This is a genomic window from Nostoc linckia z4, assembly GCF_002608075.1.
Taxonomy (GTDB): domain Bacteria; phylum Cyanobacteriota; class Cyanobacteriia; order Cyanobacteriales; family Nostocaceae; genus Nostoc; species Nostoc linckia.
The window spans coordinates 24,457-42,471 of record NZ_LAHA01000043.1; the positions used below are offsets into that span (position 1 = coordinate 24,457).

13 protein-coding genes and 1 pseudogene are annotated in these 18,015 nt (G+C 40.9%); 8 read left to right on the forward strand and 6 right to left on the reverse strand.

Translation table 11 applies throughout. The annotated features are described in order from the left end of the window. Window positions 1–176: 176 nt before the first annotated feature. Window positions 177–995, reverse strand: coding sequence for a TlyA family RNA methyltransferase (locus VF06_RS26740; protein ID WP_099069719.1), 819 nt, complete (start codon window positions 993–995; stop codon window positions 177–179). A gap of 70 nt (window positions 996–1,065) precedes the next feature. Continuing rightward, window positions 1,066–1,509 (reverse strand): annotated as a pseudogene (locus VF06_RS26745) (DUF29 family protein). A 369-nt stretch (window positions 1,510–1,878) separates the two neighbouring features. Between VF06_RS26745 and VF06_RS26750 the strand changes: the two are divergent. Continuing rightward, window positions 1,879–2,112, forward strand: a complete 234-nt coding sequence (locus VF06_RS26750) for a Nif11-like leader peptide family natural product precursor (protein WP_096534900.1) — start codon at window positions 1,879–1,881, stop codon at window positions 2,110–2,112. 343 nt (window positions 2,113–2,455) lie between these two features. On the opposite strand, the gene apcB is transcribed toward VF06_RS26750, so the two are convergent. Continuing rightward, the gene (gene apcB, locus VF06_RS26755; RefSeq protein ID WP_099069720.1) at window positions 2,456–2,965 is read right to left on the reverse strand and encodes an allophycocyanin subunit beta; all 510 of its coding nucleotides are present in this window, start codon (window positions 2,963–2,965) and stop codon (window positions 2,456–2,458) included. 357 nt (window positions 2,966–3,322) lie between these two features. Between apcB and glnA the strand changes: the two genes are divergently transcribed. Further along, window positions 3,323–4,747 carry a type I glutamate--ammonia ligase gene (gene glnA / locus VF06_RS26760; protein ID WP_099069721.1) on the forward strand — a complete coding sequence of 475 codons (1,425 nt, stop codon included), beginning with the start codon at window positions 3,323–3,325 and terminating at the stop codon, window positions 4,745–4,747. 280 nt (window positions 4,748–5,027) lie between these two features. Here the strand turns inward: glnA and gifA are convergent, their stop codons facing one another. After that, entirely contained in the window at window positions 5,028–5,228 is a 201-nt protein-coding gene (gifA, locus tag VF06_RS26765) for a glutamine synthetase inactivation factor IF7A (protein WP_073638537.1), read from the reverse strand. A gap of 613 nt (window positions 5,229–5,841) precedes the next feature. On the opposite strand from gifA, the gene VF06_RS26770 reads away from it, so the two are divergent. Beyond that, window positions 5,842–6,741: a ferritin-like domain-containing protein gene (locus VF06_RS26770; protein ID WP_099069722.1), complete on the forward strand. Its 900-nt coding sequence runs from the start codon at window positions 5,842–5,844 to the stop codon at window positions 6,739–6,741. A 789-nt stretch (window positions 6,742–7,530) separates the two neighbouring features. Here VF06_RS26770 and patX read toward each other — a convergent pair. Together patX and VF06_RS26780 are read right to left on the reverse strand one after the other, a co-directional pair. Further along, on the reverse strand, window positions 7,531–7,893 hold the full coding sequence (patX, locus tag VF06_RS26775) for a heterocyst-inhibiting protein PatX (protein WP_099069723.1): 363 nt from the start codon (window positions 7,891–7,893) through the stop codon (window positions 7,531–7,533). Between the two features lie 113 nt (window positions 7,894–8,006). Beyond that, window positions 8,007–9,770: an FAD-dependent oxidoreductase gene (locus VF06_RS26780; protein ID WP_099069724.1), complete on the reverse strand. Its 1,764-nt coding sequence runs from the start codon at window positions 9,768–9,770 to the stop codon at window positions 8,007–8,009. 205 nt (window positions 9,771–9,975) lie between these two features. On the opposite strand from VF06_RS26780, the gene VF06_RS26785 reads away from it, so the two are divergent. The 5 genes from VF06_RS26785 to VF06_RS26810 all read left to right on the forward strand — a co-directional run bounded on the left by VF06_RS26785 (window position 9,976) and on the right by VF06_RS26810 (window position 17,096). After that, the gene (locus VF06_RS26785) at window positions 9,976–11,046 is read left to right on the forward strand and encodes a M50 family metallopeptidase (protein ID WP_099069725.1); all 1,071 of its coding nucleotides are present in this window, start codon (window positions 9,976–9,978) and stop codon (window positions 11,044–11,046) included. Window positions 11,047–11,349: 303 nt separating this feature from the next. Then, window positions 11,350–12,396 carry a zinc-dependent dehydrogenase gene (locus VF06_RS26795; protein ID WP_099069726.1) on the forward strand — a complete coding sequence of 349 codons (1,047 nt, stop codon included), beginning with the start codon at window positions 11,350–11,352 and terminating at the stop codon, window positions 12,394–12,396. Between the two features lie 12 nt (window positions 12,397–12,408). Beyond that, complete coding sequence (locus tag VF06_RS26800; protein WP_099069727.1) at window positions 12,409–13,752, forward strand: inorganic phosphate transporter; 1,344 nt, start codon at window positions 12,409–12,411, stop codon at window positions 13,750–13,752. Between the two features lie 319 nt (window positions 13,753–14,071). After that, the gene (locus tag VF06_RS26805) at window positions 14,072–14,440 is read left to right on the forward strand and encodes a hypothetical protein (protein WP_099073086.1); all 369 of its coding nucleotides are present in this window, start codon (window positions 14,072–14,074) and stop codon (window positions 14,438–14,440) included. A gap of 133 nt (window positions 14,441–14,573) precedes the next feature. Continuing rightward, window positions 14,574–17,096, forward strand: coding sequence for a DMT family transporter (locus VF06_RS26810; protein ID WP_099069729.1), 2,523 nt, complete (start codon window positions 14,574–14,576; stop codon window positions 17,094–17,096). Window positions 17,097–18,015 lie beyond the last annotated feature (919 nt).

Here is an 18,015-nt window from a genome sequence, read left to right on the forward strand (position 1 = left end):
ATCTTTACGTTGAAATATCCACTAAATCTTGACTGTGTAAGGCTATGCGAAAGTTAGTGATTTTTAATTTATTCTGTATTCTTCTTAAACTAAATTTTTACTGCCGAATGCTGCACGAAAGATTTAGTGGTTTTTAATTTATTCTGAATTCTGAATTCTGTATTCTGTATTCTTCTTCAATTTTTCCGCAAATCAACTATTGCTAATTGAACGATTTGCTTAATCTCCTCTAAATCAAGCGATGGTGTTTCACTTTCCATCTCCAACCATAGAAGAAATTCGATATTTCCAGCCGGGCCAGTAATTGGCGACCAAGTTAAGCCTTTGTGTTTCCATCCTAATTTTTGAGCGGCTTGCAATACTTGGAAAATAGCGTCAGCTTGGTCGTTAGGATCGCGCACAACTCCTTTTTTTCCCACACGGGATCTACCGACTTCAAACTGTGGCTTAACTAACAATATAGCTTCTCGATTTGCTTGAGTTAGCTCCCATAAAGCAGGGAGAATTTTAGTTAAGGAAATAAACGACACATCCACCACAGCTAAATCGGGAATCGGGTCATTTTCACCATACAAATCATTTGGTCGTAGCTGTCGTAAATTGGTGCGTTCGCGCAAAATTACCCGCGAATCATTTCTTAAGAGCCAGTCTACTTGTCCATAACCAACATCAATACCGTAAACTAGTTTTGCCCCAGCTTGTAATAAACAATCGGTAAAGCCACCTGTAGAAATTCCCCCATCCAAACAAACGCGTCCAGTGACGGGAATGGCAAACACTGTCAAAGCTTTGGAGAGTTTTTCACCACCTCTAGAAACAAAGGGCGATCGCTCTTTAATATTTATTTGAGCCGTAATATCAACTTCTGTACCAGGTTTATCAACTATCTGCTGATTAACAGTAACTTCCCCCGCCTGAATTAACCTCTGTGCCAAAGCGCGGGAAGTACATAAATTTAAATCTACTAATAATGTATCGAGTCGTTGTTTAGCCAATTGACACCAAAGTAAAGGGGACTGGATATTCAGGATTAGGGAATGGGTGCCAAATTAAAAAGACAATTTTCTAGTTATTATAACTTGATTGTGCTGGAAAGATTAAATCTAAAGCACGATTAATAATTTCTTCGCCATTAACCAGCTTCTCTAACTCTTGGACTTCATAACGTCCTTCTTCAACTTCTAGAGAAGCCTCATCAATAGCGTTTAAATAAGCTTCCTCTAAAGTTTCCCTGAGTTCTTCTCGTGTCAAATAATAACCACCAGCTTGACGCCGCTTATTTTCTGGCTGAATTTACCGAATTTAATTCCGAATCGAGACTTCCCAAAAGCGAGTCGTGCGATTTTCAGCTTGTTGTTTAATTAGATGTAACAACAGAATCACTGCATAACTACGAATCGTCTTGATGATGTCATTTCGACTCATTTCCTCTAATTCTTCCACTATCATCAAAGCCGCTGGAATATCACCTTGAAGAAGCAAGTCTTTTAAAGTTAATAGTTCTTCCATAATTACCGCCTCAAACATCGGCAACTTCCATAGCAATCTTAAATCATTGCTGAAAAGTTAGATCCCCGACTTGTTTAACAAGTCGGGGATATGGACTTCGACAATCCAAGACTTTTCGCCAAATCCCAAATCTTACAAGTCCCGATCAACAATGCTACTGTCTGAGGACTGAATTTTACAAATAAGATGTTAAATTTTAGCCTAAATGTTATATTTTTCTGTCAAAATTAACACCTTTTTGTTTTTTGTTTCTAAGATGAAACTTAATATGCTGAATTGGAAAGTTATTTACAAAATTTTGTGAAGGCGCAGGAATCAAATTACTGCATTCAATTCAAACCTGATATTTAAAACAGGAGATGGGCTAACATGACACAGCAAAATGCTGCCCGACTTTTTGAAGCCGTCAAGCGAGATCAAGCATTACAAGAGAAGCTCAAAGCAACAGCTAATCCAGAAGCTTTTATCAAGATTGCTCGCGAACGTGGCTATGAATTCACCCCTGAAGAACTAGACAGAGAAATCGACAAATTGTCAGAAGAAGATTTAGCCAACATCGTCAATCCAGGATGGGGAACTAGACGCCATCTCAATCCTAGATAATTCCTACTTTAGAAAACTTAAAGTCTAGAAACAACAAAATTTTCTAAGCAAGTTATAAATCAAAACAATAGCATGGTTGTTGAGTGTCAACAGCTATGTTATTTTTTATTGCTTTGGATCTGTGAAGATTTGCAAATTGCGTAGGCGTAGCCCACAGCAGGCATTAGTCGAAAACAACTCCAAAAACACAGCTTCAATGTAGCAAAATTATTTTACACAGGTGCGATCGCTAAATTGAAACAGCAAATTGGGGCTTCATAGAAAAGCGATCGCACTTGAATTTTAGAGGGCGATCGCTATTTATCATTAGTTGTGGCGTTGGTCGAAGACGCCACCCTAAAATCTAAACATCAATCTCGCTCAACTCGCGTGTGATGTGATCGAATGGTTCGTCTACAAAAGCAGTGTTAGCCACACCTGCTGCTGCTACTTGTTCCTTAGCTAAATCCTTGAGTATTTGCACGCCACGAACCGTCGGCCCGATGGGTACTCCTAAAGAATTGTAAGTTTCTCGCAGACCTTGTAAGACTCGTTCATCTAACACATTTGTATTTCCAGCAACCAACGCATAAGTGGCGTAGCGCAAGTAATAATCTAAATCCCGCAAACAAGCCGCATAACGACGGGTTGTATAAGAATTTCCACCGGGACGAATCAGTTCCGGCAGTTCTTCGTATAACTTTAAACCAGCCTGCTTGACAAGTCCGGCTGCATTAGAATTAATTGCCGCAGCCGCTTGTACTCGTGCTGTACCACTATTAAAGTAAGACTTTAGACTATCAAGCGCATTCCGGTCAAAATACCGACCAGCCACGTCATAATTCTTAATTAAACTTGTTACCGCATCGCGCATTCCTTTTTCTCCCAATCGTTGCTATCTATGGTTTGATATTTATTTGGCTGCATTTATGCAACAGTAAATTTTTGTGCTATTAAAAATAGATTCGGCACAAAAACAATCTATCCACTACATAAGGATTCTATGCCAAAGTTGACCCCTATGTGATGAACTTTCCAGTTTTGTACAGACGATCGGCGAAAGGTTAATATAACCTGTAATCCAGATATCTGTAACACAAACTACAAAATCCCCTAATATCTAGTATTTAAGATATTTCAGGTGTGTCACGGCTTGATTGAGATCAGCAGGGCTAGGATGTTTTGGAAGATTCTGGTTTTACTTTAGGAAATTGGTACAGAAGGAGTAACAATGACAACCCCACAAGAAGTCTTGAATTTAATCCAAGACCAAAAAATTCAGCTGATCGATCTCAAATTCATTGATACAGTAGGGACTTGGCAGCACCTCACTGTGTACTACAACCAAATCGATGAAAGTTCATTCACTGATGGCGTACCTTTTGACGGTTCCAGCATCCGGGGTTGGAAAGCGATCAACGAATCGGACATGACGATGGTACTCGATCCCAACACTGCTTGGATCGACCCATTCATGGAAGTACCAACGCTAAGTATAGTTTGTAGTATTAAGGAACCCCGCACGGGTGAATGGTATAACCGTTGTCCACGGGTAATTGCTCAAAAAGCAGTAGACTACCTAGTTTCCACTGGTATTGGTGATACAGTCTACTTTGGCCCTGAAGCTGAGTTCTTCATCTTTGACAATGCTAGGTTTGCTCAAACCGCCAACGAAGGCTACTACTTCTTAGACTCCGAAGAAGGTGCTTGGAATTCTGGTAAAGCCGGTACAGCTGAAAAACCCAACTTGGCTTACAAACCACGCTTCAAAGAAGGTTACTTCCCAGTTTCGCCAACGGATTCTTTCCAAGATATCCGTACAGAAATGCTGTTGACAATGGCAGACTTAGGTGTACCCATTGAAAAGCATCACCATGAAGTTGCTACAGGTGGTCAGTGCGAATTGGGTTTCCGCTTTGGGAAGTTGATCGAAGCTGCTGACTGGTTGATGATTTACAAATATGTCATCAAAAACGTTGCTAAAAAATACGGCAAAACCGTCACCTTTATGCCAAAACCAATTTTTGGCGACAACGGTTCGGGAATGCACTGTCACCAGTCCATCTGGAAAGATGGTCAACCTCTATTCGCAGGTGACAAGTATGCTGGTTTGAGTGAAACAGCACTGTATTACATTGGCGGTCTTCTCAAACACGCACCAGCACTGTTAGCAATTACCAACCCTAGTACCAACTCTTACAAGCGCCTAGTACCTGGTTATGAAGCACCAGTTAACTTGGCTTACTCCCAAGGTAACCGTTCTGCTTCTATCCGTATTCCTCTGTCTGGAAATAACCCCAAAGCTAAGCGGTTAGAATTCCGTTGTCCAGATGCCACTTCTAACCCCTACTTAGCGTTCGCTGCGATGCTTTGTGCTGGTATTGATGGCATCAAAAACAAAATAGATCCTGGTTCTCCCTTAGATAAAAATATCTATGAACTCTCTCCAGAAGAACTGGCGAAGGTTCCTTCAACCCCAGGTTCTTTGGAATTGGCCTTAGAAGCACTAGAAAACGACCACGCTTTCTTGACAGAATCAGGCGTCTTCACAGAAGACTTTATCCAAAATTGGATTGACTACAAGCTGGCTAACGAAGTCAAGCAGTTGCAGCTGCGTCCTCATCCCTACGAGTTTTACCTCTATTACGATGCTTAATTAGGGGCTGCCGAATAAAAAACATTCAATTTTTTGTGGGGTGAACATCTTGGCTGCCCATAGCAAAGGGCGGGCGAAACGCCCACCCCACAAAATTGGAAATTTATTCCTTGGTAATCCCTTAAGCACCGTATTTAACTAAAAGTTTCAATTTTGCCACCTTGGAGGGTGGCTTTTTTCTCTGTTGAGCAGCTATTTTTTAGTGTTGGCTATGGGGCATTGAGAAGAGGCTCCAGGGGAAAAACTCATCTCCCCATCTCCCCATCTCCCCATATCCTCACTAACTCATCGTCGCGTTGCTGCGTCCATAAATCATCCGCGTTGTTGCATCTATCTTCCCTTGAATAGGGTTCCAGTAGTGAGATGCTTCTTCAGGAAGACCAAGTTCTTGTGCAGCACGCATCAGCATCGATTGTTGGCGATTCTTGACTTGCTGATGTTCGCGAACCATTAATGCACGAGATTTTTCTGCAATAGACATAACCATAGTCCTCCACGCTTTTGTAGTGAATATATATTTTTGGGTTCTTTTCTATGACTAATATAACAGAAAAAACTGTAACATAAGCTACTATTTTGCATTGAATTTAGAAATTCCATATTTGTCATCTGAGTGCATATCCAATAAAAAGCTTGAAAAATCAAGCTTTTAGCGATTTTACTTGTCAAAATTATTGTTCAAAACCACTAACATTTTTTACAAAAGTTTATATTTTGCAGTCTGATATTATTAAGTGGAGATTGATTAAGGGAACGCTGACTGTCAACCGTCAACGGTCAACAGATAACAATCTTCTGTGGAATATTTTTTTACTTGAAAGTCCCTAACTCATCCCCCGGCTTTACGTGCTGAGGATTTTGAATCAGGAGTAGTTATACGGTATTTTTTGTTTTTAATAATACTAATAACTATTGACCAATGACTAATGACTAAGACGGCAATTCATCCCATCCCCAGAAAGAATAGGCTTTATCGCCGTTTTTCGGTAATTTTTTTTTTGAAGTTTATTGTTTTTCAGTAATACAGTAGGAATACGGCACTGACAAAAAAGTAAGTTAGGATCGTGTAAGTTTACAAAACTTTATATAAGTTTATGACAGTCACTTACCCACGTAAATTTCAGAATGCCTTTGGTGCAAGGGAAATCTTGAAACAAGTGGTATGCGATCGCCACATCCACTTAATTACCCTCAATCGCTACCGCTACAGCGAACAACGCAGTTGTAAAGACCTGACTGACTTAATCGAGCAACTGAATGGACAGCCTCCAGAATTAGTGCGGGATTTGTCTCATCACATCTCGGACGAAGCTCGCCATGCCATGTGGCTGACTGATTTACTCATCGAACTAGGAAGCGATGTAGGAACTCCCCCCGGAACTTCCTATATTGATGAATTCGATCGCCTGCTTGACAAAGACGCCTACGATCCAAAACGTAACTTAGACGACTGGATGATTGCTGCTCTGACAGCAATTAACATCACTGAAAAACGCGGTTGTGAGTATTTTTCTGCACACATTTACGCTCTCAAGCAAGCGCCACAAACAGAAGAAAACATCAAAATCCGGCAAACAATTGAAAAGATTTTGCCAGAGGAAGCAGGACATGTACGCTGGGGTAACCGTTGGTTAGCAGAACTGGCGCGTAAAAGTCCAGAACATCGCCAAAAAATAGAGCAAGCGAAGCGAAAATATACTGCAATTGAACAGGCGGCCTTTGAATCGGGAATGGATATCACCTTGGGGGCCGAACTGCGCCGAGTTGCCAACTTGCTGGAAGTTGCAAATAACATGCCCCTTTGGCAACGTCCTCAGTACCTGATGGAACGCTTACCCCAGACTTTGTTAGCACCTGAGTTGCAGTTTACTAGGATTCAAGCCGCACAAAAAGCTTGGCAGCGCGATCCACAAGCGTTTTTCGAGAAATTTGTACCCATGTTCCTCAACGGTATCGAGCGAATAGAAGATAATCGCCAGAAAACAACCGTTTGAAGTGAAGGAATAGGGGGTGGGGAGATGAGGAGATGAAGAGATGGGGAGATGATAGTTATCAGTTATCTGTTGACTGTTCACTGCCCCATGGCTCATGCCCAATAATTATGTCAGAACTTACGCAGCGAAATTATTTGTTGAGGTCGGGAATAGGGCATAGGGCAAACAGGGGATTTTTTCTTGTCCAATGACGCCACTTGCTACAAGTCGGGCATTACCCGCAAGGACGCAGTGGCTCTCCTATGACGCCAGTTGCTTTCCTGTCGCCTTGCGTCAGAAAGCAACTGTTTCCCTATCCCCAGCCCAAACCCTTAATTTTTCGTTGACCATGCGTAAGTCCTATATGTATTGATGTAGGTAACCAGCTACTCAATCTGTAAGAAAACTTATTTGGGAATAAAGAGAAGTTGCCTTAAGTTTTTTCCCCAATTAGCAAAATGTCGGAATTAGATGTGTTTTAAATTAATTGATAACCTAAGTAACATCTGTTTCTAAAGTAGTTGAGGTTGAGACGCAGAGCTTCCCAGAAATAAGAGTAACAGTTGTGTGGTTTTTGATGAGTTGGTAATACTGTAGTTCGAGACAATTGATTGAATTTGCCTTTTGATTTCCAGATTTTATGCCAACTATTACATACAGCAAATTTTAGTTGAAATACTAAGCGATCGCTGAAGATTTTCGGATGTTAACTGTATAGATCTCTGCCACCAAAACCGCGAAAAAAATATTAGCGCAACACCTTGTTTTCTAGTAATCAGCTTTGCCAAAACGTCCATTATCCCACAGCTATTAAACAACAGCGTAGAAATTTTTGGCGAATTTTTGCATTACTTCTCTGCGCCCACTACCGCGATGACGTGGCGCATCATCTGGATTTTGGTCAGATTGTGCCGAGAGGAACTTTTGCCAAGCAGGCATCGAAAGCAGCCAATTGTCTTGGAAAGTTGAGCCACTGCATTGGACGGGTCTCCCGGCTTGTAGCAAGTGGCGTCTGTTTGCTCTTGGTATTGCTGGAAGGCGTCGTAGTTTGGGAAAAGTTGCAGAATCGTCTACAGACTTTCTGCTTGTTAAGTGATTGTCCATTGCTTGGCAGTTGGAAGCTAAGGGGCCGAACACCAGACTCGAAACTAAAAGTGAAATGGCAGCACGCATAGCAGATGTCTATTTTGGAACTCTCCACTTCACTGATACTTAGCTTTTCTAGGAATATCCGGACAATTCATCAAAAAGTATTGTGTTTTACTGAAAATAAACTACTCTTATCCTTAGCTTAAATGTTCGACTAATAACCAATTACTGAAGTGATTTTCACGACCCCATACTGTAATTAATTGTTGGTCGGGATAAGCGTGTAACTGTTCATTGATATGCGATCGCAAAGTCACAAGCTGCCAATTTTTACCTTGATATAAGGCGGGAGCAGTGACAGTGAATCTGTATTCCTGATGACCAATGCGGTAGAAAATACCTTGAAAACACTTGTTTTGTGAGATTAAGACCTCATTAACATTAGATTCAAAGTAGTTATCCGTAGATAGCCCAGGACAATCACCACTAGCTGGATAGGCTAATGGGTTATTTAAGTAATACAGTTGGCGATGCAGCCAATCCGAACGATTAGGCGATAAATTAAAAAAAGGTATGATTATTGCTTTTGAGCGGTTGTCTTGTAGTAGAGCCGCTTGTAGATCCCTGACAGGTAAATCCCTTGGCTGGCAGTTTAACTCAACACACATCGCCGCCGCCATTCCCGCTGCTTGACCAATGCCCATAACCACTGGTTGTAATCTGGTTGCGCCATTGGCAATGTGGGAAACGGAAATATTCTTTTCACAAACCAAGAAACCATCCGTTGTGGCTGGAATTAGACAACTGTAGGGAATTGTAAAGGGAGTCCCAGTCCAGCGTCCCCCCCATTGGATAGATTTTGGTTGCAGTGGAAATTGAACGCCAGGATAATGATGGTCATTGGCGTAGTTACCAACAGCAATTGCATCATTAAATATAGATGCAACTCTACCCCCAGCAACAGGCAAAATATCCTGTTCGCGGATAGTAGTTAGCCCCACTAAGCGCCGGCTTTCCCGGTAATAGGGATGCAGTGCAAAAGCTTTTTGAGTATAGGGAAATACTTCTCTGGCTAAACCATAGCGACGGCCGAGTTGATGTTGAATATAATGGGCAAAATTTTGACTGTGCCAGCGTGATTCTTGGATAAATTCACCTCTGGTTACCTCTGACTTTATCAGCCGCCCTACCCCTTGGCCGTAGTCATTGCCACAAATTGGCCAATTTATCATGAAGCGATCGCCAGGTAAACGTCCATAATTTAAAAATGTCTCTGCTCCATAACCGTCCCAAGCACCTGCAAATAAGGATGGATTATAGTTGGGGGCAGGCGGAATTTCTGGGGCAACGGCTTCACCAAAGTCTTGCATAATTACCACATAAGTGGGCGCTTGCACCGGATATCTCTCGGTTAAAGAGTTAAATTTTACCGGGGCACTGGGTTCTCCCCACTCAGATTGCAATTCCCAACCCCAACGGTAAGGAATGTCAGCTAAAGCCAATAAATCTCCTAATTCTGTGGCGTCGAGAATAATTTTGGCTGTGACAGCAAAATCCGCAAAGCGCACACCAGTAATGCGATCGCCTTGCCGATAAACTTCTAAAGGCACTTGCAAAGAAATCCAATGAAGATTCGGCAATTCCTTCACCCAATCAGCAAAAATCTCTGCCCCAATGCGGGGATCGTAACTAAAAAAGCTTACCCAACAGTTATCTAATCCCCCTGGTTGTCGATGTCGTAATTCCTGCAAAAAGGCACCCCATAACCCTGTTTGCAAAGCTTCTAATTCATTGCCATCGGGTGCAGCTACTCCCGCACAAGTGAGCATTCCCCCCAACCAAGGAAATTCACTCACCAACATAGTTTTAGCTCCCCGTCGCGCTGCTTGGATAGCAGCAGCAGTCCCTCCAGTTCCACCACCAACAACTAAGACATCTGCTATGTATGTTTGATTAACCATAAAGAATAATTTACGTATTTTTGACGAGGATACATCAGAATTTATCCTGTTTTATCAGCATTTTCTTATTATCTAATGTTTGTATTAGCTAATAATTTAGTATTCCCTAATAGTGTCAATTTAATTATCTATTCCTCGTATTTTTACCGAATAAATTATTAATTGATTGGGAATACTAATAAATAAAGACTAACTTGTGATTTAAATGAAAATTTTATTGATTTGGATATGGGCTTGCTTATCAATTTATATATGGGCTTACTTTTCAATATTTTGTCATGAAATGGGACATCTTATGGTAGCAAAAATGATGGGTTTTAAACCATTTTTAGTGAAAATTGGAAGTGGTAAAAGAATGTTATATTTGAAATTATTCGATTTTATAATTGAATTTAATTTTATGCCTAGCGGTGGTATAACTTATATATCTAATTTAAAATTAGATAAAATCAAACCTAAGCTGATACTTATGTATTTAGCTGGGCCGATGATTAATTGTTTATTATTTATATTAATTATTAGCATTTACAATCAGAAAATTCTACATTATATATTTCCAAACTATCTAAATATTCTAGTCTCTTTTGCTGTTTTTGAATTTTTATTAGTTTTTGGTAATCTTTTGCCATCAGAATTAACTATATACGGACAAAAACACTCAAATGATGGTAAGCAAGTACTCGATGTTTTAACTAAAACTAATGAACAATTGATTCAAAAAAAGTTAGGTTTTGATAGATACACAATTCATCAAAATGACTCTTCAATTGATTTTTTTAACAATGATTTGAAAACATTACAAATACTATATGAGGCTCAAGTAGAATTTGATAAACGAAACTTTAATCAAGTAATTAAATTATTAGAGCCAATTGTAATTAATGATCGCCTAATAGTAAGAGACAAATTATATATCCTTGATACTTTAGTTTCAATTGTTATTGAACACGAAAAAATGGAATATTTACAAAAAGCTGATACTTGGTCTGCTCAAGCACTAGCATTAGCTGGTGATATTAAAACTATTCAAGGAACTAGAGGAGCTATTCTAATAGAATTAGGTAGATATAGTGAAGGTAAACAAATGCTTTTACCTTTGACAGAAGCAGGTAACGATCTCATTGATATCGTATATAGTTGCTGCTACATTGCTAAAGCAGATTATTTTTTAGGCAATGAAAATCAGATCAAAGATTGGTTAAATAAAGCTAAACAAGTTGGTGTTGCTCCTCGTATATTGCTAAGGATACAAAAGGAAATTAATTATTTTATATAAATAATAGTTGTTTCGATAGGGATACTAAACGTAGACAATTGTTACAGGAACTAATAGAAATGAGTCAAGAAGCTGGACTTGATGATTATGAAGAATAATTAAGATAGTCAAATTACTATGCCTAATGTCATCTTAGATGCTTGTGTTTTATTTCCAATGTACCTACGAGACACCTTACTTTCTACAGTTGAGGCTGGTTTGTATGTACATTATTGGTCACAAAAAAGAAAAAATCCGCACTTTCATCACCTAACGTTGACCAATAATGTTACATCTAGTATCGTTGAGCGGTGAAAAATCAACGTGAAAGCACAGGTGTTTAGAGGCGTAAATCAACTTTCTTACGAAGATGTCCCAGTTCCAACCTTGGAACCAGATGAAGTACTGGTACAGGTGCGGGTTGTGGGTTTATGTCAATCAGATATTAAAAAAATTCGTTATCCGTTATATGAACCACCGCGCATTTTTGGACATGAAACCGCTGGTACGATCGCAGCAGTAGGTTCTCAAGTCCAAAATTGGCAAGTTGGACAACGCGTGGCTGTCATGCACCACATCCCTTGTATGCATTGCGCCTATTGTTTAAATGACAATTTTTCCATGTGCGATGTCTACAAAAACATTTCCACCACCGCAGGCTTTAATGCTAGTGGCGGCGGTTTCGCTGATTATGTCAAAGTTCCAGGACATATTGTGCAAAACGGCGGGTTAATTCCCATCCCTGACAATATCAGTTTTGAAGAAGCAAGTTTTGTCGAACCCACGAATTGCTGCTTGAAAGCAGTGAAAAAAGCCCAAATTGCGCCAGGACAAACTGTATTAGTCACTGGTGCAGGGCCCATTGGGTTAATGTTCATTATGTTGGTGAAGTATTTCGGAGCAAAAGCGATCGCCACCGATTTACTACCCTCTAGAATTGAAAAAGCATTGCATGTTGGTGCAGAAGCGGCTTTTGATGCTCGTGACGCCGATTTACCCGCCAAAATTCATGCCTTGACTGGTGGACTAGGTGTTGATGTTACCTTGCTAGCCGTCCCCAGTGAAAAAGCTTTCTTTCAAGCCCTTGATTGTACCCGCAAAGGCGGTAAAATCTTGTTTTTTGCTGAATTTCCGGATGAAGTGGAAATTCCCATTAACCCGAATATCCTTTATCGTCGGGAAATTGATTTAATGGGCAGTTACAGTTCATCTTATCGGCTTCAGAACTTGTCAGCTGATATTGTATTTAATCAGCGAATTGACGTAAAAGCATTGATTAGCGATCGCTATCCATTAAAAGATTTATCAGCAGCAGTGGAAGCAGCGATCGCACCCACGGCGGAAACTTATAAAATCTTAATTTATCCGTAAAAGCCATCTCCCATGCTCCTAACCCTACTTTTCGTCGCCCTACTAACCTTCTACGTCGCTTGGAATCTCGGTGCAAATGATGTTGCTAACGCGATGGGAACTTCTGTAGGTTCCAAAGCTGTGACTCTCAAACAGGCATTAATAATTGCTGGGGTATTAGAGTTTACCGGTGCTGTGTTGTTTGGACATCAGGTAACGGAAACTCTAGCAACGAAAATTGCTAATCCCGGTTTATTTGCTGCTACACCAGAAATACTTGTTGTGGGAATGGCGACGGTGTTGGTTTCCTGTGGTGTGTGGTTGCAAATTGCCACATCGCGCGGTTTACCAGTGTCATCTTCCCACGCCGTTGTGGGTGCGATCGCTGGATTTAGTTGGGTAGCTTTGGGAGTAGATGCAATCGATTGGTCATCAATTGGCAAGATTACCGTAGGCTGGGTTTTAACACCTGTAATTAGTGGAGCGATCGCAGCTTTAATTTATAGTCAAATTAAGCACTGGATTTTAGATCGACCCAATCAAATAGTCCAGCTACAAGAATGGATTCCTTGGTTGAGTACCCTACTAATAAGTGTCTTTGGTGTGATTGTATTACCTTCGGTCACCCAACCTGTGACAAATTTTTTAATTGAGCAAGTTGGCTTAGACATACCCACTTACGACATTCCACTCTTCACTGGTGCAGTAGCGGCAATTGGACTCACAATTATTAGTTGGCGACAATTGCAAGAAACGGGAGATGAGGGAGACAAGGGAGACAAGGGAGACAAGGGAGACAAGGGAACAAGTAGCATAACTCCTAACTCCCCACTCCCCACTCCTAACTCCCCATTCCCCACTGCTGTAGAAAAATTATTCGCCCGCTTCCAGCTGTTGAGTGCTTGCTTTGTGGCTTTTGCTCACGGTTCTAATGATGTTGGAAATGCCATCGCTCCTTTAGCTGCGATTGTTTACATCAATAGCACTGGTAGCGTACCTGTGGATGGAATTACTATCCCCATGTGGATTTTAATTCTTGGCGGTGCTGGTATTGTTGGGGGTTTGGCTGTCTGGGGTAAAAAAGTCATTGCCACCATTGGCGAAAATATCATTTCCTTGCAACCTAGCAGTGGATTTTGTGCAGAACTGGCCACTGCTACCACTATTCTGGTTGCTTCCCGGCTTGGTTTACCGGTGTCCACTTCCCACGCCCTTGTGGGTGGTGTCGTCGGTATTGGATTGGTAAGAGATATTAAATCAATTAAGTTCAAAACTCTACAAGGAATTGCCACTGCATGGCTAATCACAATTCCTATTAGTGCAATTCTCAGCGCTGCTATCTTTAGCATCGCCCGGATTTTTTTGTTATGGAAATAATCAAGAATTCAGAATTCAGAATTCAGAATTCTGAATCAATTAATTGGGGATTGGCGCTTGCTATTTTCTGACGGCTAGTTGTCTGTTCCCTACTTCCTACTTTCCACCTTCAGCAGAATTTTTGCCTTGCCATAATACTAGACAACAACCAAAAAGCGTATTTTTGCAGAATTGCTGCTCATTTATTAGAATATTGTGCAGGGAATCGCGTAACCTGGAATTTCCACAGAAGGATACTTTAATCTCCATTGGAGATGTAAACTGTCACTCAAGTTACATTCCACATAAATTTACAGCTAGTTTCGCAAGTCGGAAAAATTTGTGGCGATCGGGCACTCAAAAGCAAGTCTTTGATCGTAAAATTGCCACCAAAACAATAAATATAGGACTTACCCAAATCATAATTTTGAATTTTAAGGCAAATCTGACACCGGCAAAAACCGGAGTGCTGACTTGGGATGAACTGGATTTTTCAATAGACCTCTTGCAAAAAACACTTTTGCAAGAGTCGGGAAAAGGGAAAAGGTTAAAGGGGAAGGGGAAAATACAAAACCTTTACCCTTTCCCCCTGCCCCTTTTCCCGACTTATGCAAGAAGTCTAATGTCTGGGTTTCTGAAATCGGTGCAGGACGTGATTTATAATTTGCCACCAAGGGTTGATGCTTTGCAAACCCTGTGTTTTGCGTGACAGAATTACGTCGAAATGCGGAAGTGCTGTTAAAATTTTTAATTTATCTGACAAAATACAGGAAATTAGTATGAGTGCCAATCAAGTCAACGCAAAGCAGCTTTATTGTCAAGGCGTTAGAGGTTAGAAACTAATGGGGCGATTCGAGAAGCAACCAGAAAATCCGCGAATTAGAGGCGAACTCTCAAGAGCTGCGGAAAATGCTCTTTGGGCTGTAGTTGAAGACTTAGAAAATCTCCAGCAGAATGTCCTCAGAGCCTTACAAGAAGACATCAAGCGGCTGCAAGCAGAAAAAAATCGGTTATCTGATGACATCCAAAGCTTGGTAGAAGAAAAAGAGCATTTACAACAAGTACGGCAAATTACTGAGCAGCAAGTATTAATTCGTCAGTTGGCAGAAGTTCTGGCAAAGCATATATCTTCACAACTGCAATCCTCTCTGGCAAATTTAGCTACGCAAAATATAGAGGGTAAATCTTACGAACAAGGTGCACTGAAATCTGCTGAAGTGAATAGCAATGTAGTGAGTGAAATCAATGAAAAAGTCGAACACATGTTTGATAGTCTTGATGACACGGTTACTATCACTTTTAATTCGCTGCAACAAGAATTAAAGAATTATCAAAGTAATCTTTCTCAACAGCTGTCGAGGATGTACAGCCAACAGCAGCAAGGGGAAGTGATTTTGACAGAGTTTGTGAATCGCTTGTATGAACGACTAGAAAAAACTATACAAGAAACTTCACGCAAGTCGCCAACAACAGGTACACCAACTGTTTTACAGCTGACGGAACCAGAAAAAAACGCTTTTTTAGAGACATCGCCTCAGTTTGGCGAAGTAGTTAGAAATTCACCCGAACCAAGTTCTGCGATCGCTAATCAATTTCCCCAAAACCAGACTCCATCACAGTCTGCTGTTGTTGAAGAAAAGGCGATCGGTAACGACTCTCCCCAAAATCAAACTCCAGCAAAAGAAAACACCACTGAACCAATTTCTGTTCTCAGCAACGACTCGTCTTTAAGTCAAACTCCACCACAACCTACTGCTGTTCCACCAGAAAATCCAACTCTAATACAGCCTGATATAGTTCCGCCAGCGAAAGAAAACCCCACTGAGGCAATTTCTGTTCTCAGCAACGACTCCTCACTAAGTCAAACTCCACCACAACCTGCTGCTGTTCCACCAGCAAATCAAACTTTAATACAGCCTGACATAGTTCCGCCAGCAAAAGAAAACCCCACTGAGGCAATTTCTGTTCTCAGAAACGACTCGTCTTTAAGTCAAACTCCGCCACAACCTGCTGCTATAGTTCCACCAGTAAAAGAAAACCCCACTGAAGACTTATCCCAAAGAGAACAGCCAGTTCCACCACCACAGGAAAAAGCCGGTGAACCAATTTCTGTTCTCAGCAACGATTTATCAGAAAAAGAAACTTCTTCTGAACCTGATACATCAGCTCCACAGGAGCAACCAACACAACCTTCACTAAATATTAATGCTCCCGAATTAGCTTCTGTTCTCCGCAAAAGTGTGCCAAAGGCCAAAGCTAAACCCACACCTGCCACCGCACTAGAGCCACCGAAAGAAGCCAAAACTCCCACACGACCATCACCCAGTTCCTCTGGTTTATCTGCAATTCAACTTGGTTTTGTACTGATTGTGTTGTCCACAGTCATATCCTCGCTTTACAACGTAGCCATTAAGGTGATTTTTCATGAAGGTTCCCAAATTTTCGGTGTAGTAGAGGTAGAGCAGTTGCTACCACCGACTTTGGGCAATACTTTCTTAATTTTGACCATGCGATTTATGGTAGTAGTACCACTGATGGTATTGTTGTCTCCGATACTGCATCCCAGACTATGGCAAGATTTAGAAAACTTGGTTAATTCAGTGCGAGGAAATCCAACACCGAGCAATGCAGGTACAAAGCAGATTTTGGTGTTGTCCATTGTCAGTGGTTGCTTTTTATTTTTGTCTCAAGTGCTAATTTATATCGCTATTGCTCAAGTTCCCACAGGAATTGCCATCGGACTTTTCTTTATCTATCCAATGGTTAGCGGTTTATTGTCGTGGTTTTTGTTTCGCGATCGCCCCACCATATTCCGTGCAGGAGCGATCGCAGCCATTTGCTGCGGTGAATTATTAGTTTTAGGAACTTCTTCTAGTATTGGTATTGGTAATACTTCACTGGGAATTAGCACCGCCATTATTTCTGGCGTAGCTTTTGCTGCTTACATAATTCTGACAAGGGTTTGTGCGAGTAAATTGCATCCGGTAACTTTCACTTTAATCAACTTCGCCACCATGTTGGTATTGAGCTTTATTTGCTTGATGTTACCTTTACCAAGTAATTGGAATTTGCTAATTGACCCCACAAAAATGCTGGAACTGATTTTAAGCGCATTTATTTTGGGCGTGTTGACTCTTTCTAGCTATTTGCTCAACAATGCCGGAATTACAAAATTAGGTGCTTCACGTTCAGCCCTCATCGGTAGTAGCATCCCAGTTTTAACCGTGATTTTCGCTGGGTTAATCATTCAAGAAAATTTAGATATCCTACAAATTCTAGGAGTGTTGTTTGTAACTTTTGGCGCAGCAGCTTTCAGCTTTGAAGCAATGCGAAATCAAGTTAAACCCTCTACTCCCGCTAATTAAATGACCAGTTCAACCAGTCCAAGTGTGATGGTAGCTAGAGTAGCTATCATCACATTTTGTTTTGCGTAATAGCGGTAACTGCAAAAAATAAACAACAGTACATGGTTGTTGAGTGTCAATAGAGGGGATTCGGAAAGGTTAAAGGGGAAAGGGGAAAGGTTAAAGGGGAAAGGGGAAAGGGGAAAGGTTAAAGGGGAAAGGGGAAAGGGGAAAGGGGAAAGGTTTCAAATACATCTTTTACCCCTTACCCCGGTTGGTGAGCTTGCCTGTCCTGAGCTTTGTCGAAGGGTCGAACCATTAACCTTTTTCCCAGACCACAAGGGAAGTTCATACTGCTGATCCGAACCCTATTGAAAACACTTGCACTTAAAGTCTTGACTGTTAACTGTGAACCGTCAACGGTCAACAGTCAACACTCAATAATCTTCTATGAAATATTTTTTACTTGTAACTTCCTAAGTGTTGAGTGTTAACTGACAACCACATTTCCCTACTCACTCTGCATTTTTAGAGATTTAGCCTGATGCAGATAGGAAAACACGTATATATGAGCAGTGTGAGTAGGACTGACTTCAGGAATTGACTATGGTTATAACAATTTCAACAATGGACTTTTATTGGAGTGGCTGAAAAAACTCACTCTAAACTGGAAAAAGCTGATTTCCTATTCCCTAACTACCTACAGACAAAGCTTAATTCCCTCTGTAGCCACTCGTGCTTGGGCTGGGCTTGGCGCACTGTATGAATAATTTCAAAAAATCAAAGCTAATTTTTATAGTTGTATTCCTAAAGTTTGTTCGGAATTAAAAGTACAAAGTCCAAACAACCAGACTTTTGACCGTTGAATATTGACCCTAGATTGAGCGTCTCTTGCTCCTGTGTTGGCTACCATCAATGATGAAAATTTAAAATACTTTTG